Consider the following 21,903-nt stretch of genomic DNA (forward strand, 5'->3'; position numbering starts at 1 on the left):
AATGAAAGCGGCAATGAGGTACTCGCAGGCTATGCCCTAATCCCGAGTAGCCACTGGGGTGTAGTCTCCCAACAGCCACTCGCGAACATACAGGCAAGTTTGCAGGCTACAACTGTGAAAGTCGCAAAGGGGGTTGCGCCACTCGGTCTGTTTGGGCTTCTGATGGTCTGGTGGATAGGGCGGAAAATTTCTGTCCCCCTTTCCCGCCTGGCAGAGAATGCCCAACGCCTGGACGCACCGGAATGTTACGAACGCATAAGTGCGATACCAGCGGACTATATTGAAAGCTGGCAGATTCGTCGTGCATTGCTAGTAGGCGCCAGTCTTCTACAGGAAAAGATTGGCAGGCTTAATCTGCAGGCTCAAAGCGACCCATTGACCGGCCTTGCGAATCGCAGGGGAATGGATGAGGCGATCGGCGTGTGGCAGGACACCCTTAAGTCGTTCGCAGTCATCTCGGTGGACATAGACCACTTTAAACTTGTAAACGATACCTACGGCCACGGGGCGGGTGATGAGACGCTACGCGAGGTGGCCAGGCTGATGAAACACGTTTCACGTCCAGAGGACTTGGTCTGTCGCATCGGTGGTGAGGAATTTGCCTTGTTATTACCCAATAGCTCGATCTCTGTGGCAACCGCTGTTGCCGAACGATTGCGAGTGGCCGTCGATTCGGCAAAATTCGAGGTAGTTGATCACATTACGATATCGCTAGGCGTCGCCCTCTGGAAAAAAGGTGAGTCCGTGAAGGCTGCCCTTGAGCAGGCAGACCAACTGCTGTACCGGGCCAAGTCCCTAGGCCGTAATCGTGTAGTTTCCGAAAAACCCAACTTGGCAGTAACGGGGTGATGCCTGCTCGGTTCCACATTGCGCTCAGCCGCACGCTCAAGCCGGCGGCTGGACTGAACCCGATTGAGATAGCTATAAGCTTCTTGCGGTAGGGGCGCGATTCAACGCTAGAACCTCTCGTAAAGCCATGGTTCCAAGGCTAGTCGTGTCTTCTCGAATTGCCGAATAGCACCTGCCTTGAGTAACGTCATGCCGACTTCGTCCAAACCATTGAGCAAGCAGTGTTTTCGGAACGGGTCGATATCAAACGGAACGCGGTTGCCGCGGTCGTCCAGAATCTCCTGTTTTTCAAGGTCAATGCTGAGTTGATAACCTGGCAGGTGCTCAACAGCAACGAATATATTTTCGACAGCAACCTCGTCCAGCGCGATTGGTAGAATCCCGTTTTTGAAGCAGTTGCCATAAAAGATCTCAGCAAAACTCGGTGCAATGATCGCCCTAATGCCCCAGTCGTGCAAAGCCCAAGGCGCATGTTCACGGCTAGAACCACAACCAAAATTACCCCGAGTTAAAAGAACCCCTGCGCCTTCAAAACGGGGCTGGTTCAGTGGAAAACTCAAATTGAGTGGCCGCTTTGAGCAGTCCTGATAGGGTTCTCCATGATCAAGATAACGCCACTCATCAAAAAGATGCTGTCCAAAACCCGTGCGTTCGATAATCATCAGGAATTGTTTTGGTAGAATGGCGTCAGTGTCCACGTTGGCGCGATCCAACGGAACAACCTTACTTTTTAGAAAAGTAAATGGCTGCATGTGGCTTATACCTCTCCAATATCGACAAAGTGACCGGCGATTGCTGCAGCAGCTGCCATGGCGGGACTCACAAGATGAGTCCGGCCACCGGGCCCCTGACGCCCTTCAAAGTTTCTGTTTGACGTAGATGCACAACGTTCGCCAGCAGTCAGTCTATCCTCGTTCATGCCCAGGCACATTGAGCATCCGGCGTCCCGCCACTCAAAGCCGGCATCAGTGAAAATACGATCAAGCTTTTCCGACTCAGCCTGTTTTTTGATCAAGCCAGAGCCAGGAACTACTAGCGCCTGCTTGATATTTGGGGCTACCTTTTTTCCTGCGACAACGGACGCCGCTAGACGAAGATCTTCGATCCGAGAGTTAGTACACGACCCAATGAAAACTTTATCCAGAACAATGTCCTTGATTGCCGTAGCTGGCTCCAGACCCATGTACTTTAAGGCGCGCTCAATACCTTGTCGTTTGACAGGATCAGGTTCTTCCTGCGGGGATGGCACACGTCCGTCGATGTCCACGACCATTTCCGGAGAGGTTCCCCACGTAACGTGGGGTCTGATAGCGCTCGCATCCATGTGGATTTCTGCGTCGAAGACCGCCCCGGCATCACTGCAGAGGGTACGCCAATATCGTTCGGCGTCATTCCACCGCTGACCCGTCGGTGCCATCGGCTTATCTCGGATGTAAGCAGCTGTCGTATCGTCGAATGCCACCATGGCACAACGCGCGCCTGCCTCGATTGCCAGGTTGCAAAGTGTCATGCGTGCTTCCATCGTCATGCGTTCGACCGTGGAACCCGCGAACTCAATGGCATACCCCGTCGCTCCGGCGGTACCAATTCTCCCAATCAGCGCTAGGGCGAGATCCTTCGACGTTATGTAGGGATTAAGCTCGCCGTCAATGCTGATATGCATGGTTTTAAGCTTTTTCATCGAAAGGCATTGGGTTGCCAGAACGTGCTCAATTTCCGACGTACCAATACCAAAAGCGAGTGCAGCAAAGGCGCCATGGGTCGTCGTGTGAGAGTCGCCGCATACGATCGACATTCCAGGAAGGGTAAGCCCTTGCTCAGGGCTTATCACATGGAGAATCCCTTGACGATGATCGTCCATACCGAAAAGCGTAAGGTTGAATTCTGCGCAGTTTCGCTCAAGTGCATGGACTTGACGGCGAGCAATATCGTCCGTAATGCCTTTAGGCCGATCCTTGGTCGGAACATTATGATCAGCAGTGGCCAACACAGAATCTACACGCCATGGACTGAGCCCATTCATTCGCAGTGCATCGAACGCCTGCGGACTTGTAACTTCATTGATCAGTTGCAAGTCAATGTATAACAGAGTCTGGCCATCATCTGTATCAAGAACCGCATGACGACGCCAGAGTTTCTCAAAGAGGGTAATCGGGTTCATTGTACTTCTCTTGTTAAAGGTCAGCGAATCCGGCTCCGCCTATAACCCTGCATTGTGGGGGGAGGCAAAACAGAGCCGGATACGCGGACGCGGGGAGCACTAATAGGCGTACGCGTCTAGAGGGACACCGTATCCAATAAGTACCTGATGCACATTTGATGCTACAGAACGGTAGATCCTCTGATTGAGCAAGAGCGCGTAAGGTGTTCTGAGCCTCTAACTCAAGCGTTCCGAAAAACTGGACTTACCCAGCAATCGCAACTTTAAGAAATCATCGGTTTTTATCCAAAGTCCTCAAGCGCTCAGGCAAGGCCCAGACCAATAGCGCTGCTGCAATCAGACAGGTAGTACCGATCAAATAAAGCGCCGGTGTCGTGCTGCCGGTAACGTCTTTGATGAAGCCAACCATTACAGGGCTAACAATGCCACCTACCTGCCCCATCGTGTTGATGAGCGCAATCCCCGCTGCGGCTCCGGCCCCTGCCCCCGCAAGCAGTTTTGGTGGGAGTGACCAGAAAGTTGGTATGGCGGCGATAATGCCTGCGCCCAAGAGTGCTAGCGATACGGTGAGGTAAAGCACGTGCGCCTCAAAAATACCCGCGCTGAAGAAGCCAATCGACCCAATGATTACCAAGCCACATACGAACTTTCTCCGTTCGCCGGTCGCGTCAGATAAACGACCAACCAGCACCATGCTGATAGCACCACACACGTAAGGCACAGCGGTCAACAATCCAATGGTTGTCGCACTTTCGATGCCAGCACTACGGATGAGCTGCGGAGCCCAAAAATTCAGACCGTAAGAGGCCACTTGGATCAGGAAGTAGATAAACGCCAGCATCAGGAATCCTGGGAGGCGCAGCGCCGTCAGCAGAGACCCTTCATGCTTGTTCATTTCATGGCTCGCAATCCGGCTAGCGAGATAGGACTTCTCATGCGAGCTCAACCAGTTAGCATCACTGATGCGGTCTTTCAATGTGAACAGAACGACCAGGCCCAGTGCAATGCAGGGAAGTCCACCCAACAGGAACAACCAGTGCCAGCCACGCATCTCGAAAAGTCCATCCATATGGCCTAATACCAAGCCGGAAACTGGAGCTCCAATGAGGCCTGCAAAGGCGGACGCCAAGAACAGCATGGATGTGATACGGCCTCGGTAGTGTTGCGGGAACCAAAGCGTGAGGTAGTAAAGCACTCCTGGTGCAAAGCCGGCCTCCATGGCACCGATCACGAAGCGCAAGAGGTAAAATTGCCACTCTGCAGTCACGAAGACCATCAGCGCCGTTGCAAGGCCCCAGGACATCATGATACGGGCGATCCAGCGTCTGGCACCGACCTTGTACAACATCATGTTGCTCGGTACTTCGAACAAGACATAACCCACAACAAACAGGCCAGCGCCGAGCCCGTAGGCTGTGTCACTAAGGCTAAGATCCGCCTGCAGTTGAAATTTCGCGAAGCTGATGTTGATTCGGTCAAAAAACGCGAAGAGATAGCAAATCATGATCAGCGGCATCAGCCGCCATGCCACTTTCGATATTAGTTTTTTTTCATCGATGGAACTGGCGGCAATGCCATCGCCAGGCGCGGAAATGGAAATAGACATTTAGGGTTCTCCAGGTGAGCTTTCTTAAGGGAAGCTCTAATTGTTTTTGTTTTCTGGCTCGCGACGTTTGTCGCGTTGTCAGGTATCAGCCATTACCTAGCGGTAACGGATGAAGGTCACAATTTCGGCCTGCTTTCGCCACTTGTCCCGGCATCTCATGCCCCAGTAAGGCGGGGAGCGAGCGAGACAACGTGAGCAAATGCGGAAGATCTATCCCTGTGTCGATCCCGACCTCTTCGCAAAGGTTGACCAGGTCTTCCGTGCAGATGTTGCCTGAGGCACCCGGTGCGAATGGACACCCACCCAGGCCGCCCAGCGAAGCATCGAATCGGCGAGCTCCAGCCTCGTATGCAGCCAATACATTACTCAGACCGAGACCTCGGGTATTGTGAAAGTGCAAGGTCAGCTGCGAGGCAGGAAGTTGGGCCAGCACACGTTTTACGAGATGGTAGACTTGGCGCGGATTCGCCATCCCTGTGGTGTCCGCCAGCGTAACACCTTGCATTCCGAGCTCTTGATACGCATCAATCAAGCGCATGACGACATCTTCATCAATGCGGCCTTCGAAAGGGCAACCAAACGTCGTCGCCACAGTGCCGTTCAAGCTAACGCGGCTGCCACGGACAAGCGAAACTACCTCGTTAAATGCAACAAGCGATTGCTCTCGGGTCATACGCATATTGGCTTTATTGTGGCTTTGGCTAGCTGACAACACTAAGTTCAACTCGTCAGCCTTGGACTCCAATGCCCGCTGAGCACCTTTAAGATTCGGTACAAGCGCCACATAAACCACACCCGGCCGACGCTCAATTCCCTGAAATACCGCTTCGCCATCGCGCAGAGCAGGAATTGCCTTGGGCGATACGAATGATCCGGCCTCAATCCGACTAAAGCCGCCCAAGGACAACTCGTTAATGAGCTTGATCTTTTCTTCCGTCTCGACCCAGACCGGTTCGATCTGCAGACCGTCACGAGGCGACACCTCTTGGACGATGAGGCGTTGAGAGCAGTCTGTGATCATTGCACTACCCCCTCATCCTTCAGACGCTTGATCATCTCATCAGGCAACCCCAGATCACCGAGGATGGACTGCGTGTGCTGCCCAAGGCTTGGCCCCTGCCAATTGACACGGCCTGGCGTGTCGGACAGTTTCGGTACGATCCCCGGCATTTTCACTGTAACCCCGCCAGGAAGCTCCGCATTCAAGATCATGTCGCGCGCCTGGTAGTGCGGGTCAGCCACGATATCTGCCACGGAGTAGATGCGGCCTGCAGGCACCTCAGCCTTTTCCAAGGCTTCAAGCACGGCATCGATCGGCAGCTTAGAGCTCCACTGGGTGATTGCCTCATCCAGAAGCTCGCACTGAGCGGCTCGACCATCGTTGTGCTCAAGCGCTGGGTCATTCGCCAGATCTGGTCGACCAATCGTAGTCATCAAACGCTTGTAAATCGGATCGCTGTTACCTGCGATGACCACATACCCATTGTCTGCCGTCGGGTAAGTGTTGGATGGGGCGATGCCTGGCAATGCACCACCGCTACGTTCACGAACATGGCCAAGCATGTCGTATTCAGGCACCAAGCTCTCCATTAGGTTGAAAACGCTCTCTGCGAGGGACACATCAACTACCTGCCCGTCACCTTGGCCCGTCTTGACACGCAATACGGACATGAGCGCACCAATTACGGCGTGCATGGAGGCCAGCGAGTCACCCAGGCTTACTCCGACGCGGGCTGGTGGAATGCCTGGCGTACCAGTGGTATATCGGATACCTCCCATGGCTTCACCGATGGCACCGAAGCCAGGACGATCTCGGTAAGGACCCGATTGACCGTAACCTGAGATGCGCACCAGAGTCAGTTTTGGATTCAACGCGTGAAGCACATCCCAACCAAGGCCCAATTTTTCCAGGGCCCCAGGGCGCAGGTTCTCGATGAGAACATCGGCGCTCTCAACCAGCTGCTTGACGATATCAATGCCAAACGCTGACTTCAGGTTCAATGCGATGGACTTTTTGTTTCTGGATTGCAAGTACCACCACAGCGACGTCCCTTCGTGTAGTTTTCGCCATTTACGAAGAGGGTCTCCCTGTCCCAAAGATTCGATCTTGATAACTTCGGCGCCGAATTCGGCCATCATGCGGGCAGCAAACGGTGCCGCAATCAGCGTACCGATCTCGATCACCCGAAGTCCGTTGAGAGCAGTCATGGTGCAACCTCTGTTTCTTGGAATTTGAACCAAGACTAGGGTTTCACCTTAGACAAACTCCAACGGTTTATCGGAAAGTGGCGTTCGCGTTTCGCGAACGCAAGAGGCTAGCGAGGCTGTTGCAGGTGGTCGAACAGCAGCTGGCTGACAGGCGATAGCGCTTCGCCCTCGCGCACCAATAGAACCAACGTTCGATCTGACCACTCGTCGCTGAGTTGTACGGCTGTCAATCCCAACCCTCGGCCGAAAAGCTCGAACGCCTTGAATGGCAAAATACCTATCCCCATGTCAGCCTGAACCATGCGACACACTGCGTCGAAGCCAGGCACATGAATACGTAAACGAAGGGGTTGCCCCAAAGCCTTTGCCGCAGCATGTATTCGATTATTGATCGAGCTGGCTGCGTGCAGGCCTATGTGGTCGTACATCAGCGTTTCAACGAATGCGACCTGACCACGCTCTGCGAGGGGGTGATCATTAGGCGTTACTACCACCAGTTGATCGTGACGATATGGCACCTTGTATAGACCATGGGTCTCGCTGTCCATCGAGCAGATACCCAGGTCAGCGACTCCGTCGATGATCCCCTGCACCACTCCATCACTCGGACGCTCCTCCAAATCCACCTTGACCTGGGAGTGGCTAAGCACGAAATCATGCAGATCCTCTGGCAGGAATTGGATGATCGCCGACAGGTTCGCGAGCATCCGCACATAGCCTCTGAGCCCTTGCAGGTGCTCACCCACCTCAATTCCGACTTTTTCCACTTCAGTCAGGATGCGTCGAGCGTGGTGTAACAGCGTCTCACCAGCAGCAGTAAGATCCATACCTTTGGCTGTGCGGGAGTAAAGCGGAACACCCAATGCCTCCTCCAGCTCCATCAACCGCTTACTAGCGGCCGATACCGCAATAGCCTCCCTAGCAGATGCACGCGTCAGTGTGCCCTCTTCGTGTACAGCTACAAAGAGCTGTAAGGTGATCAAGTCTAAACGCCGGATCAGCTGCTTATGAAGCATCAGGTTCCCCACACAGGATTGCCAAAACACCGTCCTTAACCTCACCAATTGGCACATAAGGTGGCGGCCTATTTCGCTATGGTAGCGTTTCTAAACCGCCGGTGAGCCTTCACGCTCGCAACGCTCACTTGCCAACCCGGTACAGTACAGCTACTGTCAGCTCTATGAATCAACCACGAATTGCCTTGACCACGACGATCACGACCGCCAGAGGCTGGTCGTGAGGAGTGTCGTGAGCCAATAACGCACGAACTTAAGGCCCGCCAGTGATGGAAAGGGCCTTTTCTTTTGCCCTTGTGTCACAGGCCAAAATGCAAGGAAAAGCATTATGTATGCCCTGTTGATTCTCGATATGCAGGTTGGATTGTTTCATGGCCCGGATAAGCCATGGGCTGGCAAAGCGCTGCTGGACACCTTGAATAATCTACTGAGTAAAGCCCGGCGTGCAGGCGCACCCATTTTTCTCGCCCGCCATATTGGTCCACCTGGGTCGCCGATCGAGCCTGGGAGCCCGTTGACACAACTGGTGCAGGAGTTGGTGCTACAAGGTGACGAAGTAGTTTTCGAGAAAAGCCGACCCAATGCCTTCTCCAAGACCGCCCTGGCCGATCTGTTACGGGCTTGTGGAACTCAGGGTGTGGTCATTGCCGGAATGAAAACCCAATACTGTGTCGATAGCACCTGCCGCGCCGCACGAGATCTTGGGTTCGATGCAGTGCTGATCGCCGATGGCCATACCTGCACCGATACTCCTGCCCTGAGGGCGGAAGAGATTGTCGCTCATCACAATGCGACCCTCGCGGGACCCTTCTGTCGCGTCGTACACGCCGAGGACTGGTGTTTCTAACTGCCAGCGACAACCCCGTCCGAGTAGGGGCCAATCTGTCCGCATCGGGTTGAAAGCGTGCATTCGCGAGGGACCGCTTCTGCCCGCATGCTGCCATTCGCCACTGGCCGCTATGGTCGTCGACGGTCGGCAAATGGTTACTACCGACCCGGGCTACCGCTGGCAGTCGTTCACAAATGACCGCTCATAATTCGCCGTACCGCGAACTCGGGCAATGTCGGTCGCCCACAATAACGACAGCAGGGTATCTTCGGGAGCTAGGCGTCGCAGCCAAGGTGTAACCGCAGGCCCATTGCGCACCATGGTCGAGGCGAGATGCACCTTAACGGCAGGCGCCTGCCGCCCATCAAGCGCGATCCAGCCTCTAATGACCTTGCACAACCTGATCAGGCTGCGTGCCCATACTCGCGAGAAAAACATCGGTATCCCGATTGGACCGAAGGCAGACCACGCGACAGCCCGACGGGGCCGTCGCCACCATTTGCTTCATCGCCTCCCGAGACGAGGCTCTCGTCCGCCACATGAACCTGAAAAATTCCGGCAGGTTGGCCAGCAACTCCGGGCAGTTGTCCGGCAAGTCAGGCCGGGATCGACCGCGATTCAATATCGTTCTGAGAAGCACGCGCCAGAATCGGAGCGCAGCCGAGCGATCAATCCATATCAACATGTCAGCGCGGGCCAGCCGGTTGTTCCATGTGGTCGAATGCCCGCCTTCGAAAATCCAGCGCTCACGCGCCTCGATCTCATGACAAAGACGCGTCTTCTCATCCCGGCTCCGCTCGACCCACCCTGACTGCCAATGAATCTTGTCGATGTGCACGACCGGCAAGCCTGTGCGCTCGCCAAGCTTGCGCGCCAGGGTACTTTTCCCAGACCCTGGCTGACCAATGATCATCACCCGTTGCATTCAAGCTCCCTCTCGCCATGCCTACTGAATTTAGGGCGCATCATTCCCTATCTCCTCCCACGATTCATACTTGAACAGGCCAATGTGACAGGCCTCTTCGAACTCCATCAGCGCCCAGGAACGAGCGGCCTCGGACAGCTCGAGCATGTCGACCAGGTTCTCCGAACTGACTTCACGCCGGCGGTGAGCGGCATAGGCCATTTCATCGAGCACAGCGGCGCGCCCATCTGGATCGGTTACCAAGGAAAATCTGTCATCCAGCTCATCCAGCCAAGCTTTCGGTATCCCATTCATCATTCTGTCCAGCACCACCAGGACTGCGCGTACAGCACGCCGTCGACCTCCTCCACCCCGTTGATGTTGATGCCGAGCTGGGCCATACCGTTGATCTTAGCGTCGTGCAGTCTAGGGATGATGTCCGGCCCAGGTGACGGGTTGAACACCCAGGCCTGTGTCGATACCCGGCCGAGTGGCTCGCTGTGGTGATCGCCGATGTGGACGTCTGCCCGCAAGGGCTGCAGCTTCCTAAGCTGATCGGCTGGGATTGCCACGCCATTCACTCGGCGGCGAACAAGGAGGAAGTACATAGAACACCAAGCACTGTATAGATAAACAGTATCGTATAGGCGAGATCGGTCGTGAGCAATTGCCGATCAGCGGATCAGTGGAGAGGCGGCAAATCCTTTCCCCGAGCCTTGGCGAAGACGCGGAGTTGGTAATCGGACACCACCTGCAATAGCGACTCGGCCAATAGCCGCAACCGCTCGATCTCCTACACCGAAGCGCCGCGATTCTGGGCCTGGTGGTACTCCCGCATGACGTCGAAGGCCTGCTGAATCAGCGGCTCGCCGGCCTCAACCATCCCTATGAAGGTGCACTTGTCCACTGCCCTGCTACAACCACTACATCAAGGCTATGCGCCAACACACTCGTAAGCAATTCGGCGCGCTCGACCAATACCCCAGGCTAACGAGCGGCACATCGATTCGCCAGGTCTAGATTCGTATGCCTCCTCATGTAGAGCCATGCCGGAGTATGCGTAGACCCCTAGAAAAAGTTGAGTGCCGCCTGTGCGCGAAAGTCTCACCTGGACATCGATGAGGGTTCCGCCATACAGAGTTTCTTCGTGGGATTGGTGATGAAGTGAGGGGTCTGACCAAGCCCAGTACACGCCGCCTCGTCTCCGCATAGTGCTCTCCTCCACCGCCGGTGGCTTGTTGGTGAAACCAGCACGGGCAGGCCACTCAGTTGTAATTAGGCCTATCCAACTAGCTTGACCACCGATCACGGAAAAAAGCTCCATTTTTTTAACCCCTCTCCCCTCCATTCACTGCCGCGATATGGCGGCCAAGGCGAAGCCTTGTCTCAAGCAAAGGAACGCCCGATCCTGTTCAGCGGGCCGATGGTTCGCGCCATCTTGGAAGGCCAGAAGAGGTTTGTAGTGGTCTACTAACCCCGGACACCCATTTAGGCGAGAATGCTCGCCATAGTGAGGTGTCTGATGACCAAGCAACGCCGTACCTTTACCCCTGAGTTCAAGCGTGAGGCTGCCTGCCTGGTGCTCGATCAAGGCTACAGCCATGCCGAAGCAGCCCGTTCGCTCGGTTTGGTCGAGTCAGCCCTGCGCCGGTGGGTTAATCAGCTTCAGCAAGAGCGCGGCGGCATCACGCCGGCCAGCAAAGCGCTGACGCCAGAGCAGCAAAACATCCAAGAGTTGGAAGCCCGTATCACGCGCCTTGAACGCGAGAAATCGATACTAAAAAAGGCTACCGCGCTCTTGATGTCGGAAGATCTCGAGCGTACGCGCTGATCCGCCAGCTCAGCGACCATGAGCCCGTTGATTGTTTGTGCGAAGTGTTTGTAGTCACTCGCTCGAGTTACTACGCACATCGTCATAGAAGGCGAACTCCGAACGTTGAACGTCTGCGGTTGCGCAGTCGAGTGAATGAGTTGTTCACGCGAGGGCGAAGTGCACCCGGCAGCCGCAGCATCAAGGCAATGATGCAAGAAGAAGGTGAGCAAATCGGACGGTTCAAGGTGCGCAGCCTGATGCGTGAGCTGGCGTTGGTCAGCAAGCAGCCAGGATCACATGTGTACAAAAAGGCCACAGTGGAGCGGCCAGATATTCCGAACATCTTGAACCGAGCATTTGATGTCGAAGCGCCAAATCAGGTCTGGTGTGGCGACATCACTTACGTTTGGGCACAGGGCAAATGGCACTATCTGGCAGTTGTCCTGGATCTCTATGCACGCAGAGTGGTGGGCTGGGCCTTATCAGAAAAGCCGAACGCAGACCTCGTGGTCAAAGCGCTGGACGTGGCTTACGAACAACGCGGAAAGCCTCAAGGGCTACTGTTTCACTCCGACCAGGGATCGCAATATGGCAGTCGTCAATTCCGCCAGAGACTGTGGCGCTACCGCATGCGCCAGAGCATGAGCCGCCGAGGCAACTGCTGGGATAATGCGCCGATGGAGCGAGTATTTCGCAGCTTGAAATCAGAGTGGATACCGACCACGGGCTACCTGACCGGGCAGCAAGCTCAACGAGACATTAGCTAGTACCTGATGGGCCACTACAACTGGATCCGACCCCATCACTTCAACGATGGACTGGCTCCGGCGAAAGCTGAAGAAAAACTCAAAACCGTGTCCGGGATGAGTTGACCACTACAAGCACCAGCTTCCAGTACTGCAGCAGTAGTGTGAGATTCGAACCTCAGGCCGCGCCACAAGCGGCCTGTCCCTCGCCCCTGTCTAATACAGCTCTGCCAGTTTCAACGATTCTTGCTCTGTAAAACCGAGAAGCTTTCGGGCAGCTACAGCCTCCCCCCCTAGGCGTTCTGCCAACCGCGATCCGTCCTCCATCGTCTCTTACCCCCTGCTCTCACAGTCCGCTTTCGACCCATTGCGGACATTCGCAGAGCCAAGACGATGGGTAGACCAAGCTTACACCTGGCCGGCACGTATGTCGGGAGGGCTGCCTTAAGCATTACGCGGGTAAAGGGCGAAGGCAGCTTCTGTAGCTCACGATCAACTTCGACTCGGACGCCTCTTATCCAGAAATACACATTCAACTATTTTTTCGCCAACGCGTACTGGTTCCACACCAGCTCGCTTCCCCTGCAACACTATCAGGTTCATCGTCGATTTCCGCCATGCTCAGTCGCGATGTTTCGGGCAACAACAACGAGCACAACGCGACTAATGCCAGCGCGCCAGCTCCATACAACGCCACGCCTAGCGGATTGTGGTCAGTAAAGATAAGGATTGCAGTGGCGATGCTAGATGCCGTGCCGCCGCCCAGTGCTGCACCGATCTGATAGCTGGCCGAGATTCCCGAGTACCGCATATTGCGCGGGAACTGCTCCCCCAGAAACGATGGTATGGGACCTTGGGTTGCGCCCATCAGCAGACCGGTCAAGCTGTAGGCGAACAGGGCAAAACCGAAGCTCATCATGCCTACCAGTTCGAAGAAGATGAACAGCCCGAGCGCCATAACCACAGCACCGAACACCATCACCGTGCGCCGCCCCAGACGGTCAGACAGGTAGCCGAACAGCGGCGCGGAGAACACGATGGCGATCGACAAGGTAAGGTCGAACATCAACGCCTGGGTGCTGCCGAAGCCCACCTGGGTAGCGTAGGTCAGGAAGAAGGTGCTGCCGATATAGGCGATGGTGCAGTAGCCAAAGGCGATCCCGGTGCACAGCAGCAGCTGGCGTGGACGCTGCCGCAAGGCATCGGCCATCGGTGCGCGGACCGCCTTCAGCGTGGGGGCGGCGACCGGTACCGCAGCTTTCAGGCGCGCATACAGGCCGATCAGCACCAGCGTGCCACCGAGCCAGAACGGGATGCGCCAGGCAAAGTCCACCAGGTTGTCGTTGAAGGCGGCACTGACGATGGCGAACACCGCAGCGCCAAGGATGCCACCGACGCCGATGCCCATGCTCGTGAAGCTGCCCCACAACCCTCGCCTGCCCGGCGGCGCCGACTCGATGCCGAACAGCGCGGCACCGCCCCATTCGCCACCGGCGGCGAAGCCTTGGATCAGGCGCAACAGCACAAGAAGGCTCGGGGCAGCGACGCCGATACTGGCATGGCTTGGCAAGCAACCGATGAGGAAGGTGCTCAGGCCCATGAGCAGCAAGGTCGCGACCAGCACCTTTTGGCGGCCGATGCGGTCACCGTAGTGGCCGAACACCAAACCGCCCAGTGGACGGGCGAAGAAGCCGGCGCCAAAGGCGCTGAAGGCCACCAAGGTCGCGGTCAGGTGGTCCATTTGCGGGAAGAACACTTGGGGAAATACCAGCGCAGCCGCAGTGCCGTAGATGATGAAGTCATAGAACTCCAGCGCAGTGCCCATGCCGGAGACGCAGAAGGTCCGCAGCGCAGACCGGGACGACGCAGGGTTGGAATGTTCCGCATGCATTGTTGTTGTTCTCTTTGTCAGCGGGTGCCGCCCTATTCAAGCGGCACCGGGTGGGCTCAGAAACGCTCAAAGCCAGCCTTGGCCAGTTGCAGCGGCGTGCCCGCTACGTATTCCAGCGCGCAGCGCTCGGTATCGATCCCGACGCTCAGCAGGGTTTCCCAACGTTCGGTATCGGGCATGGCCATGTCCGGGTGGAAGCAGATCGGTGCGCTGTCGCCTTGCGCGCCGCACATGGCTTCGGCACGGGCGCGCAGATCGGCGCTGCCCATCTGGCCGATCACCTGCTCCAGGTGCCCCAGACGACACTGGGTGTCGGCGCGGTCGGCGACCTGTTCGCCCAGGCTCAGCTGCGGGTCGAGGAAGTGGTTGGTGTGCAGCAACCAGCCGTCTTCACGCGGCAGCACCAGCGCCGTGCACTCAGGGCTTAGCTCGATGCTGACGGCGCGCGGGCTGCTGTCCTCGCGGGAGAACACGGTGAGCACGGTGGAGGCGCTGACCCGCGCCGAACGGGCCAGTTCGATGGCTTCCTCGACACTGCTGGCGTCTTCGAGCAGACGGCGGGCAATCGCGTGCACTGGCACACCCCCGCTGTCGTTGTCGCTAGTGTGATGGAGGATATTGAAATGCAGGCCCAGACCTGAGCTGTTCACCCCCAGCTTGGCGAGCATGCCGAATTCGCAGAACAGCTTGACGTTCATGCCACGCTCGGTGTGCAGCGCCAGCATCAGGCCGTGAGGGCAGAGGCTGTCGTGCCAGTCCCAGGTCTGCAGGGTCTGCGGCGCACGCGGGCCGCGCGGCGCATGCACAGTGGTGGAACATTCGCTGTGACGGGTGCGCGCCGCCAGCACCTCGGTACGGGCGTTCAGGCTTGCCAGCTGCCACAATGGCAGGTCGGCGCCGCTGGCCAGACCGATCACCTCGGCCGCCAGGTTCGGGCTCCAGGCTTCCAGGGCGGCCAGGCTGTTTTCACCGATGCGCTGCGCCTCACGCATGGACACGCCCACCCGCGGGAAGAAGTCCAGGTACAGCTGGGTGGTATGGCGGATCTGCTCGGCGAAGCGCTCGCCGATCTGACGACCACGTTCGGCGGGCGTGCGGATATCGGTGACTAGGGTGTGGATCTTCACTGCGGGGAACTCCTGGTACAGCAGGCTCGAGGCATCGTTGCTGTTCTGGAAAGAGTGAGGCAGCCTCTCCCCCCTGTTGCATGTACCTGCGTGAGAGTGACAGGGCAATGGACAGGGCACGAAGCGGCAGCTGTGTTCAAGCAACCACCGCTAGCCTAACGAGCCAGTCCCGGCCGATCATCGCCACAACCCGCACAACTTTTGTGCCTGAGTGGAACAATTGAATCCCGCGGCCTGGTTACAGCCCCTGGCTGCGCAGTTGCTCGTGCAGCAAGGCGATGAAGGCCTGCACCTTGCGCGTGTTGCGCCGATGGGGCAGGTACAGCACGTGCACCCAGGGCCCGAAGGCACTCAACGCCCGCCAGTAGTCGGGCAGCACTTCCACCAGTTGCCCCTTGGCCAAATAGGGCGCGGCGCACCAGGTGGGCACGAACTGCAGGCCATGACCATCGAGCAGGCAGGCAAGCAGGAAGTCGAAATTGTCGCTCACCAGTCGAGGCGTGGGCTGGCGCACGCGCAAGGTCTGGCCCTCGTGCTCGACCCACCAGAAGCTGCGATTGAGCAGAGGATGGCGCAGCAGCAACCAGTCGTGCTGGGCGTAATTCTCCAAGGTGATGGCCTTGCCACGCCGGGCCAGGTAGTCGGGGCTGGCGCAAAGGATCACGCGGTTTTCGATCAGCGGCTGGGCGATCAGCTCGGGCTGGTCTGTGGGGCCGTCGCGCAGCGACAGGTCGTAACCGCCGTCGATCAGGTCTTCGTTGGCGTCGTTGAGGTTCACCTCCAGGCGCACCTGCGGGTGTTCGCGCATGAAGCGAAAGCACACCTGGTTGAGAAACGCCGGGCCGAACGACGGCGGCGCGGTGATGCGCAAGGTGCCACGTAGTTCGTGCTGCAACTGCTCCACTTCCTCGGTCACCAGTTGCAGGTGCATCAAGGCCTGGCGCGCTCCTTCCAGGTACAGGCTGCCGGCCTCGGTGAGCGCCATGCGCCGGGTGGTGCGCTCGAACAGGCGCACCCCAAGCTCGGCCTCCAAGTGGGCGACGGCCTTGGTGATGGCCGAAGGCGTCTTGCCCAATTGCTCGGCCGCACGACTGAAGCTGCCGTGTTCGGCGGCGGCGACGAAGATGGTCAGGGCCGTCATTTTGTCCATGGTTTCTTCCTGTTCGGCACAAGCGAGGCATTGAAGAGAGCGCGCGAATATCCACGCCTTTCCATCAAGCCCGCAAACAGCGCGGATTTGAATAGGCGTCGAGCGGCGTGTGCCTTGCACCATGGCAATGATAGGCAAGGGATTGTTTCCCGATCGCGAAAAAAGTTGTGCCTATCGCCGCATTTAACCAGCCTTGCGCGTTGGCTAGGCTGCGGCGCAATCACAACAAGAACGAGGCACCGAATGAAGCACCTCCTGAAGATGGCGATCAGCGCGGGCCTGGCCTGCACTTCCCTGCACAGCTTCGCGGCAGTGGACGTGATCTTTCACAACGCCAAGGTCTACACCGCCGAGCCAGGCCAACCGCTGCAGCAAGCGGTGGCGGTCGAGGGCGAGAAGATCGTTGCCGTGGGATCCGACCAGGCCGTGCTGGGCCTGAAGGCCGAGGGCACTCAGGTCATCGACCTGGGCGGCAAGGTGCTGATGCCAGGCATGCTCGACTCCCACTCCCATGCCATCAAAGGTGGCCTGCAACTGGAGCTGGCCAACCTGATGGGCGAGCAGATCCCCCTCGATGAACTGGAGCAACGCCTGCGTGGGTGGCAAAAAGATAGCAAGGCCGTGCGTGGCGAGTTCCTGACCGTCGGCGGCATACCGGGCACCTACTGGGATGACATCCCGGCCCTGGAGCAGCGTTTCAACCATGGTGAATGGGCCGACCAGCCGATCCTGCTGGCCGCCAACGACATGCACACCGGATGGGCCAACCAGGCCCTGCTCAAGCGTGCCAAGATCGACGCCAAGACCATCGCGGCGTTGCCCACCGAAGCACGCAGCACCATTGGCCAGCATCAGGACGGCACGCCCAACGGCTTTCTGGCCGACGCCAGCTACTACCCGGTGACCGACCTGCTGCCGCCGCTGTCCCACGACACCCTGATGACCGCCGGGCGCATGGCCCTGGCCTACTCCAAGCAGCTGGGCATCACCGGCTGGATGGACCCGCTGGCCAACGAGCTGCCCGGCGCGGATGTGAAGAACGACTCGCTGGGCGTGCTGCCGGTCTACAAGGACCTTTCCGAACGAGGTGAACTGACAGCGCACATCGCCGCACTGCTGATGACCGACTCCAAGGCCCGCCCAGCCGTCCTGGATGAGCTGGACAAGGTACGCCAGCAGTTCCTTGGTGTACGCAATCTCACCCTGCCCGGCATCAAAGTGTTCGCCGACGGCGTTGCCGAAATGCCAGCGCAAAGCGCGGCGATGCTTGAGCCCTACAAAAACTCCGGCCAACGCGGTGAACTGCTGCTGGACCCGAAGCACTTCGGTGAACTGGTCGATGCCGCCGATGCCCGTGGCTGGCTGGTTCATGTGCATGCCATCGGCGATCGCGCCGTGCGCGAGGCACTCAACGGCGTAGAACAGGCCCGACGCGCGCGACACAGTGGTGTCCCGCACTCGATCACACACTTACAGATGGTCAGCGCCCAGGACTATCCACGCTTCAAACAGCTCGATGTAATTGCTTCCATGCAATTGTACTGGGCCAGTGCCGACGAAACTAACGTCGACCTGGTCAAGCCGTATGTCGATGAGCATGCCTTCGCCCACAGCTACCCGGCCCACTCGCTTTACAAGGCGGGTGCGACCATCGCCGGCGCAAGCGACTGGCCGATCACGACCCCGGAGCCGTGGAAGGCGATCTACCAGGCCGTCAGCCGCAAGGGCGCCAAAGGCGTGCTCAATGCCGACGAAGCCATCGACCGCGAAACCATGTTCCAGGCCTACACCCTCAATGCCGCACGCGCCATGCGCCTGGAGGAGCAGGTCGGCTCACTGAAGGTGGGCAAGCAGGCCGACATGATCGTCCTCGACCGAGACGTGCTCAACGTCGATCCCGAAGCGATGCGTGACACCCAGGTGCTGCAGACCTGGTTCGCCGGCAAGCAGATCTACCAGCGCTGATCGCATCGCAGAGAAACCCGCTTCCACGGACTCGACACGAGTTCCTGTGGGAGCAGTTGCAGCCGCAAAACGCCACTTAGTATTCGCAGCAGTTAACAGCACTCCACCAGCGGCTTGGGAGGGATCGGCCATGGCCGAGCAGAAGACCGGTGTCGCGAAGCACTCTGCGACGGTCAAATGTTGAGCCTGCCAGCGCGGCTTGGTTGGCCGAGCTGAATGACCAGCCTGCCTTGTTGACCGATCCCGATGGCAAAAATGGAATGCCCGGGCTCAGAAAGCCCCGCAGCCCCACCCCGAGCCTATAGCCTGGATGGTTGGTACTGCCTTCTGGTGGACCAAAGAAGAGGCAGAGCGGGATGCGGCGGCGACTGGACTGCCGATTGTTGGCCTAGGGCCGATGACTGATCCCCGCGATGTTGAGCAACTGCGTGAGGTCATCAAGCACTCTGACGCGCAGATCTTGCGACAGAGCATGCGCATATCGAATCAGCGCGCCCAGCTGGCCGAGCGGGATGCGCTGCTGAAAGAAGTGCTGATTAAAACTGACAAATGGATGCTGCCTGACCTGTACGAGCGTATTCGTCTGTCGTTCAAGCCCGCCAGCGCAGGGCCGGAGCCAGCGCCGCGAAAACGCACTTCGCACCATTCACCGACCTGGATGACATTGAGCAAGCGCCCTGCGGCACCTGGCTAGGGGAAACCTCTGAGTTATCAGGCGACTGGAGCAAAGTCGATTGCATGCTCTGCCAGAAACACAAAGCGAAAATCATCGCAGCTGCAGCGGCCGAAGAGCGCTTCCTCGTTGAGCAGATGGGCCACATGGCAGCTATTATGCGCGCTGAATGCTCGGCGGAGCACATTTGTACTCCGCCAGGCATTGACCTCTCTTCCCACTAGTTCGAGCAGGCGACCTGATCAAATTTTGGTTGAGGATCAGTGGCGATCCGGCGAGCCCGACCAACACCCCAGGCCAAAGCCCTGGTCATGGATTCACCGGGGCGGGAGTCGAACGCCTCTTCATGCAGAGCCATACCGCTTGCGGCATATACCCCAATGAACATCTGCGTGTTACCTGTCCGCGACAGTCGCACCTGTACGTCTATAAGTGTTCCATCAACGAGCGTTTCGTCATGAGTCCTATGGTGAAGCGTCGGGTCAGCCCAAGACCAAAAAACATCACCGCGAATTCTCATGTCGACCTCCTACGACTTTGGTTGTATGTGACGGCGAACCTTCACCTTAGCGAAAGCGAGGCGAGACGCAATCGCGGTTTCCCAATTTGAGAACTGAATCGGACCATCGGCCGATTTTCTTGTACCAAAATCAACCACTTGTACAACTCACTGCCGCGATATGGCGGCCAAGGCGAAGCTATGTCTCAAGCAAAGGAACGCCCGATTCCGTTCAGCGGGCCTATGGACCGCGCCATTCTGGACGGCCGGAAGACTGTCACCCGCCGGGAGGTGAAGGTTCAGCCCCGGTCAACGGGTGATATCGGCAGCTACGGCCTTGGCCAGCCGTTCATCCGCCACCCAGACCCGACCAAGCGCAACCCTGAATGCCCTTATGGCCGCCCAGGCGATCGACTGTGGGTTCGCGAGACGTGGGGAGTGATCAGTCATGACTTCGATGACCACGGAAACATGATCGATTGGACGCCTGATCGCCCAGCCACCAATACGGGAAATGCCCTTCAGCCGGGACTACTACTCAGGCCACGTGATCTACCGCGCTGACGGCGAGGCGGTATGGGCCGGCGACGATGACGGCGGCGGGTATGATCGCTCTGCCTGGAATCCGAGCATTCACATGCCCCGCACAGCCAGTCGCATCCTGCTGGAGATCACCGACGTGCGCGTCGAGCGGCTTCAGGATGGCGAGGGTGAGACGGATTTCGAAAGCCGATACGTCGCCGAGGGCATAAACCGCATTCACCACGGCGACGGTGAGCACTACTACCACCCATTCAAGAGCGAGCCAGGGCCTGGAAACTGGGCCGACCCGTTCGACGCCTGGCGCGAGCTCTGGGCATCCATCAACGGAGCCGCCTGGCGGCCGATCTCTGACCTGAAGCCAAGCTGGCTCTAGTCATATACACCCCTGAGAAGTCTGAGCTCGACATCGTGCTCAAGGACAGCGGCCTGAACGTCGACGAGGTCGTGAGCACCCTCCGCCGTCGGGGTGGCCTGGGCCTGGATGGGGAGAACATCTATAAGCGCCTGCTCTGCGACGCGATTATCGGGTCCATGGCTTGCGGCAAGCAAAACAGCAACCCGCCGCCAGTCGGCCACTGGGGGCAGCAGTTCTGGGACATCGGCCGGGCCGAGGGCCAGCAGCGCGATGAACTGGTGGCGGCTCTTGAGCACCTGGTTGCAGTGACCACCCCTGACGCCAATGGCCAGATCGGCGCCGAGGGAAGAACACCTGGCATCCCTCAAGCATGCCCGCGAAATGATCCGGCTGCACCGCGGCTGACCACCAACCTGCCGCCACCGGCGGCGTGGAGACCATCCCATGGAAACCGAAAGCACCGGTGACGTCGACAAAGTCACCGGACAGCGAATGGCCGACTTGCTCGGCTGCACCAAACGCGCCTTGGAAGGCCGGCGCTTACGAGGGGCGATCCCCGAGGGCGTCTGGATGAAACACGGCGGACGCATCATCTACAGCAAAAAGAGGTATGACGAATGGCTGGAAAGCCAATGGATTTACCCCCTGGAATCGACGTCCACTATGACTCGCTCCGGCTCAGGTTCATGTGGGAAGGTACTCGCCGAAGTGAGACCCTTCCCTACCCCCCGACACAAAAAGGCATCAAGGCTGCATCCCAGCTTCGCGATAAAGTAAACAGCCTGATCAAGCTCAACCTCCTCGACCACGACAAGTACGCGGAGTTGTTCCCCAGTTCCGCCGCGGTTGTGGGCGGCGTTCCAACATTCGGTGAATACGCCCAGTTGTGGCTGGACAGTCGTGAGATCGCAGCTGGTACCGAGCTTTACAAGCACCCTCATTGGCCGAGCCAGATCCATGCAGCGTTCTTCGAGTTCATATTCTTCACTGGCCTACGCTTGTCCGAAGGCCTGGCATTGAGATGGGATGCGGTCGATACGACCAGGAAGACGGCCACGTGCGGCGAACGATCGCGCTCGGGGTAGTTGAGGAAAGGACGAAGACAGGGAAGGATAGGTTTGTGTTGCTCAACGACAGGGCCTTGCACGCCTTGGAGTTCGCCAAGCAGTACGCAGAGCGCCGCAGGCTGGGCAAAGGGCAATTCACCGAATCGCCGTTCGTCTTCCCGCCTGGGAAGAATGGGGAGCACGTCAAGCAGACGTCGGACCTGCACCATCAGTGGCGCCCGATCCTTAAAGGCTTGGGGATCAGATACCGCCCCCCGTATAACTGCCGCCACACCTATGCGACAATACGCTTAATGTCTGGTCTCAACCCCGCATTTATCGCCCAACAGCTCGGGCATAGCGTGCAGATGCTCTTATCGACTTATGCGCGCTGGATTAACTCGTCCAACGACTGGCAGGAGCTGGAAAAGCTCCAAATTGGTCCGAAATTGGTCCGTAGCTGCGAAGAAGCCACGTAAGTTATTGATAGGTAAGCTCCTTGATCTCCACCGCTAACATCAC

18 protein-coding genes and 5 pseudogenes are annotated in these 21,903 nt (G+C 57.9%); 8 read left to right on the forward strand and 15 right to left on the reverse strand.

Translation table 11 applies throughout. The annotated features are described in order from the left end of the window. Positions 1–849, forward strand: an 849-nt coding sequence (locus LVS58_RS19070; RefSeq protein ID WP_233692329.1) for a GGDEF domain-containing protein, incomplete at its 5' end; no start/stop codon positions are given. Between the two features lie 107 nt (positions 850–956). Here LVS58_RS19070 and leuD read toward each other — a convergent pair. The 6 genes from leuD to LVS58_RS19100 all read right to left on the reverse strand — a co-directional run bounded on the left by leuD (position 957) and on the right by LVS58_RS19100 (position 7,840). Then, the gene (leuD, locus tag LVS58_RS19075; protein ID WP_233692330.1) at positions 957–1,601 is read right to left on the reverse strand and encodes a 3-isopropylmalate dehydratase small subunit; all 645 of its coding nucleotides are present in this window, start codon (positions 1,599–1,601) and stop codon (positions 957–959) included. 5 nt (positions 1,602–1,606) lie between these two features. Beyond that, positions 1,607–3,010 (reverse strand): 3-isopropylmalate dehydratase large subunit, encoded by a 1,404-nt coding sequence (leuC, locus tag LVS58_RS19080; protein ID WP_233692331.1) that lies wholly within the window; start codon positions 3,008–3,010, stop codon positions 1,607–1,609. Positions 3,011–3,281: 271 nt separating this feature from the next. After that, positions 3,282–4,616: an MFS transporter gene (locus LVS58_RS19085; RefSeq protein WP_233692332.1), complete on the reverse strand. Its 1,335-nt coding sequence runs from the start codon at positions 4,614–4,616 to the stop codon at positions 3,282–3,284. A gap of 85 nt (positions 4,617–4,701) precedes the next feature. Beyond that, on the reverse strand, positions 4,702–5,637 hold the full coding sequence (locus LVS58_RS19090) for a hydroxymethylglutaryl-CoA lyase (RefSeq protein WP_233692333.1): 936 nt from the start codon (positions 5,635–5,637) through the stop codon (positions 4,702–4,704). Beyond that, positions 5,634–6,824, reverse strand: a complete 1,191-nt coding sequence (locus LVS58_RS19095; RefSeq protein WP_233692334.1) for a CaiB/BaiF CoA transferase family protein — start codon at positions 6,822–6,824, stop codon at positions 5,634–5,636. The genes LVS58_RS19090 and LVS58_RS19095 overlap by 4 nt, the downstream gene beginning before the upstream one ends. 107 nt (positions 6,825–6,931) lie before the next feature. Continuing rightward, positions 6,932–7,840, reverse strand: coding sequence for a LysR family transcriptional regulator (locus tag LVS58_RS19100; protein ID WP_233692335.1), 909 nt, complete (start codon positions 7,838–7,840; stop codon positions 6,932–6,934). 328 nt (positions 7,841–8,168) lie between these two features. On the opposite strand from LVS58_RS19100, the gene LVS58_RS19105 reads away from it, so the two are divergent. Further along, entirely contained in the window at positions 8,169–8,687 is a 519-nt protein-coding gene (locus tag LVS58_RS19105) for a cysteine hydrolase family protein (RefSeq protein WP_233692336.1), read from the forward strand. A gap of 364 nt (positions 8,688–9,051) precedes the next feature. Here the strand turns inward: LVS58_RS19105 and LVS58_RS19110 are convergent, their stop codons facing one another. The 5 genes and pseudogenes from LVS58_RS19110 to LVS58_RS19130 form a co-directional block, all read right to left on the reverse strand. Continuing rightward, the gene (locus tag LVS58_RS19110; protein ID WP_233692337.1) at positions 9,052–9,594 is read right to left on the reverse strand and encodes an AAA family ATPase; all 543 of its coding nucleotides are present in this window, start codon (positions 9,592–9,594) and stop codon (positions 9,052–9,054) included. A gap of 30 nt (positions 9,595–9,624) precedes the next feature. Further along, positions 9,625–9,891, reverse strand: a complete 267-nt coding sequence (locus LVS58_RS19115) for a hypothetical protein (RefSeq protein ID WP_233692338.1) — start codon at positions 9,889–9,891, stop codon at positions 9,625–9,627. After that, the gene (locus LVS58_RS19120; protein ID WP_233692339.1) at positions 9,888–10,181 is read right to left on the reverse strand and encodes a hypothetical protein; all 294 of its coding nucleotides are present in this window, start codon (positions 10,179–10,181) and stop codon (positions 9,888–9,890) included. The genes LVS58_RS19115 and LVS58_RS19120 overlap by 4 nt, the downstream gene beginning before the upstream one ends. A 74-nt stretch (positions 10,182–10,255) precedes the next feature. After that, a pseudogene (locus tag LVS58_RS19125) lies at positions 10,256–10,480 on the reverse strand (hypothetical protein). 27 nt (positions 10,481–10,507) lie between these two features. Then, positions 10,508–10,783: a hypothetical protein gene (locus LVS58_RS19130; protein ID WP_233692440.1), complete on the reverse strand. Its 276-nt coding sequence runs from the start codon at positions 10,781–10,783 to the stop codon at positions 10,508–10,510. Positions 10,784–11,095: 312 nt separating this feature from the next. On the opposite strand from LVS58_RS19130, the pseudogene LVS58_RS19135 reads away from it, so the two are divergent. Continuing rightward, positions 11,096–12,258 (forward strand): annotated as a pseudogene (locus tag LVS58_RS19135) (IS3 family transposase). 406 nt (positions 12,259–12,664) lie between these two features. Here the strand turns inward: LVS58_RS19135 and LVS58_RS19140 are convergent. The 3 genes from LVS58_RS19140 to LVS58_RS19150 all read right to left on the reverse strand — a co-directional run bounded on the left by LVS58_RS19140 (position 12,665) and on the right by LVS58_RS19150 (position 16,300). Further along, on the reverse strand, positions 12,665–14,023 hold the full coding sequence (locus LVS58_RS19140) for an MFS transporter (RefSeq protein WP_233692340.1): 1,359 nt from the start codon (positions 14,021–14,023) through the stop codon (positions 12,665–12,667). A gap of 56 nt (positions 14,024–14,079) precedes the next feature. Beyond that, positions 14,080–15,150 carry a C45 family autoproteolytic acyltransferase/hydolase gene (locus LVS58_RS19145; RefSeq protein WP_233692341.1) on the reverse strand — a complete coding sequence of 357 codons (1,071 nt, stop codon included), beginning with the start codon at positions 15,148–15,150 and terminating at the stop codon, positions 14,080–14,082. A gap of 238 nt (positions 15,151–15,388) precedes the next feature. Beyond that, entirely contained in the window at positions 15,389–16,300 is a 912-nt protein-coding gene (locus tag LVS58_RS19150; protein ID WP_233692342.1) for a LysR family transcriptional regulator, read from the reverse strand. A 243-nt stretch (positions 16,301–16,543) separates the two neighbouring features. Between LVS58_RS19150 and LVS58_RS19155 the strand changes: the two genes are divergently transcribed. Together LVS58_RS19155 and LVS58_RS19160 are read left to right on the forward strand one after the other, a co-directional pair. Beyond that, on the forward strand, positions 16,544–18,265 hold the full coding sequence (locus LVS58_RS19155) for an amidohydrolase (protein WP_233692343.1): 1,722 nt from the start codon (positions 16,544–16,546) through the stop codon (positions 18,263–18,265). A gap of 397 nt (positions 18,266–18,662) precedes the next feature. Continuing rightward, positions 18,663–18,959 carry a hypothetical protein gene (locus LVS58_RS19160; RefSeq protein ID WP_233692344.1) on the forward strand — a complete coding sequence of 99 codons (297 nt, stop codon included), beginning with the start codon at positions 18,663–18,665 and terminating at the stop codon, positions 18,957–18,959. A 199-nt stretch (positions 18,960–19,158) separates the two neighbouring features. Here LVS58_RS19160 and LVS58_RS19165 read toward each other — a convergent pair whose 3' ends face one another. Continuing rightward, positions 19,159–19,458, reverse strand: coding sequence for a hypothetical protein (locus LVS58_RS19165; RefSeq protein WP_019438790.1), 300 nt, complete (start codon positions 19,456–19,458; stop codon positions 19,159–19,161). A gap of 180 nt (positions 19,459–19,638) precedes the next feature. Between LVS58_RS19165 and LVS58_RS19170 the strand changes: the two are divergent. From LVS58_RS19170 to LVS58_RS19180, 3 pseudogenes are all read left to right on the forward strand, one after another. Beyond that, a pseudogene (locus LVS58_RS19170) lies at positions 19,639–20,353 on the forward strand (hypothetical protein). Then, a pseudogene (locus LVS58_RS19175) lies at positions 20,344–20,628 on the forward strand (hypothetical protein); the annotation flags it as partial. The pseudogenes LVS58_RS19170 and LVS58_RS19175, both read left to right, overlap by 10 nt. Before the next feature lie 324 nt (positions 20,629–20,952). Further along, positions 20,953–21,860, forward strand: a pseudogene (locus tag LVS58_RS19180) (tyrosine-type recombinase/integrase). Positions 21,861–21,903 lie beyond the last annotated feature (43 nt).

This window comes from Pseudomonas sp. JR33AA (genome assembly GCF_021378985.1).
GTDB classification, from domain to species: Bacteria; Pseudomonadota; Gammaproteobacteria; order Pseudomonadales; family Pseudomonadaceae; genus Aquipseudomonas; species Aquipseudomonas alloputida.

What these genes read in the sequence shown, in the direction of transcription:
- leuD (WP_233692330.1), bottom strand. Translation starts at nt 1,601, where the DNA reads ATGCAGCCATTTACTTTTCTAAAAAGTAAGGTTGTTCCGTTGGATCGC.
- leuC (WP_233692331.1), bottom strand. Translation starts at nt 3,010, where the DNA reads ATGAACCCGATTACCCTCTTTGAGAAACTCTGGCGTCGTCATGCGGTT.
- LVS58_RS19085 (WP_233692332.1), bottom strand. Translation starts at nt 4,616, where the DNA reads ATGTCTATTTCCATTTCCGCGCCTGGCGATGGCATTGCCGCCAGTTCC.
- LVS58_RS19090 (WP_233692333.1), bottom strand. Translation starts at nt 5,637, where the DNA reads ATGATCACAGACTGCTCTCAACGCCTCATCGTCCAAGAGGTGTCGCCT.
- LVS58_RS19095 (WP_233692334.1), bottom strand. Translation starts at nt 6,824, where the DNA reads ATGACTGCTCTCAACGGACTTCGGGTGATCGAGATCGGTACGCTGATT.
- LVS58_RS19100 (WP_233692335.1), bottom strand. Translation starts at nt 7,840, where the DNA reads ATGCTTCATAAGCAGCTGATCCGGCGTTTAGACTTGATCACCTTACAG.
- LVS58_RS19105 (WP_233692336.1), top strand. Translation starts at nt 8,169, where the DNA reads ATGTATGCCCTGTTGATTCTCGATATGCAGGTTGGATTGTTTCATGGC.
- LVS58_RS19110 (WP_233692337.1), bottom strand. Translation starts at nt 9,594, where the DNA reads ATGCAACGGGTGATGATCATTGGTCAGCCAGGGTCTGGGAAAAGTACC.
- LVS58_RS19115 (WP_233692338.1), bottom strand. Translation starts at nt 9,891, where the DNA reads ATGATGAATGGGATACCGAAAGCTTGGCTGGATGAGCTGGATGACAGA.
- LVS58_RS19120 (WP_233692339.1), bottom strand. Translation starts at nt 10,181, where the DNA reads ATGTACTTCCTCCTTGTTCGCCGCCGAGTGAATGGCGTGGCAATCCCA.
- LVS58_RS19130 (WP_233692440.1), bottom strand. Translation starts at nt 10,783, where the DNA reads ATGCGGAGACGAGGCGGCGTGTACTGGGCTTGGTCAGACCCCTCACTT.
- LVS58_RS19140 (WP_233692340.1), bottom strand. Translation starts at nt 14,023, where the DNA reads ATGCATGCGGAACATTCCAACCCTGCGTCGTCCCGGTCTGCGCTGCGG.
- LVS58_RS19150 (WP_233692342.1), bottom strand. Translation starts at nt 16,300, where the DNA reads ATGGACAAAATGACGGCCCTGACCATCTTCGTCGCCGCCGCCGAACAC.
- LVS58_RS19155 (WP_233692343.1), top strand. Translation starts at nt 16,544, where the DNA reads ATGAAGCACCTCCTGAAGATGGCGATCAGCGCGGGCCTGGCCTGCACT.
- LVS58_RS19160 (WP_233692344.1), top strand. Translation starts at nt 18,663, where the DNA reads ATGACTGATCCCCGCGATGTTGAGCAACTGCGTGAGGTCATCAAGCAC.
- LVS58_RS19165 (WP_019438790.1), bottom strand. Translation starts at nt 19,458, where the DNA reads ATGAGAATTCGCGGTGATGTTTTTTGGTCTTGGGCTGACCCGACGCTT.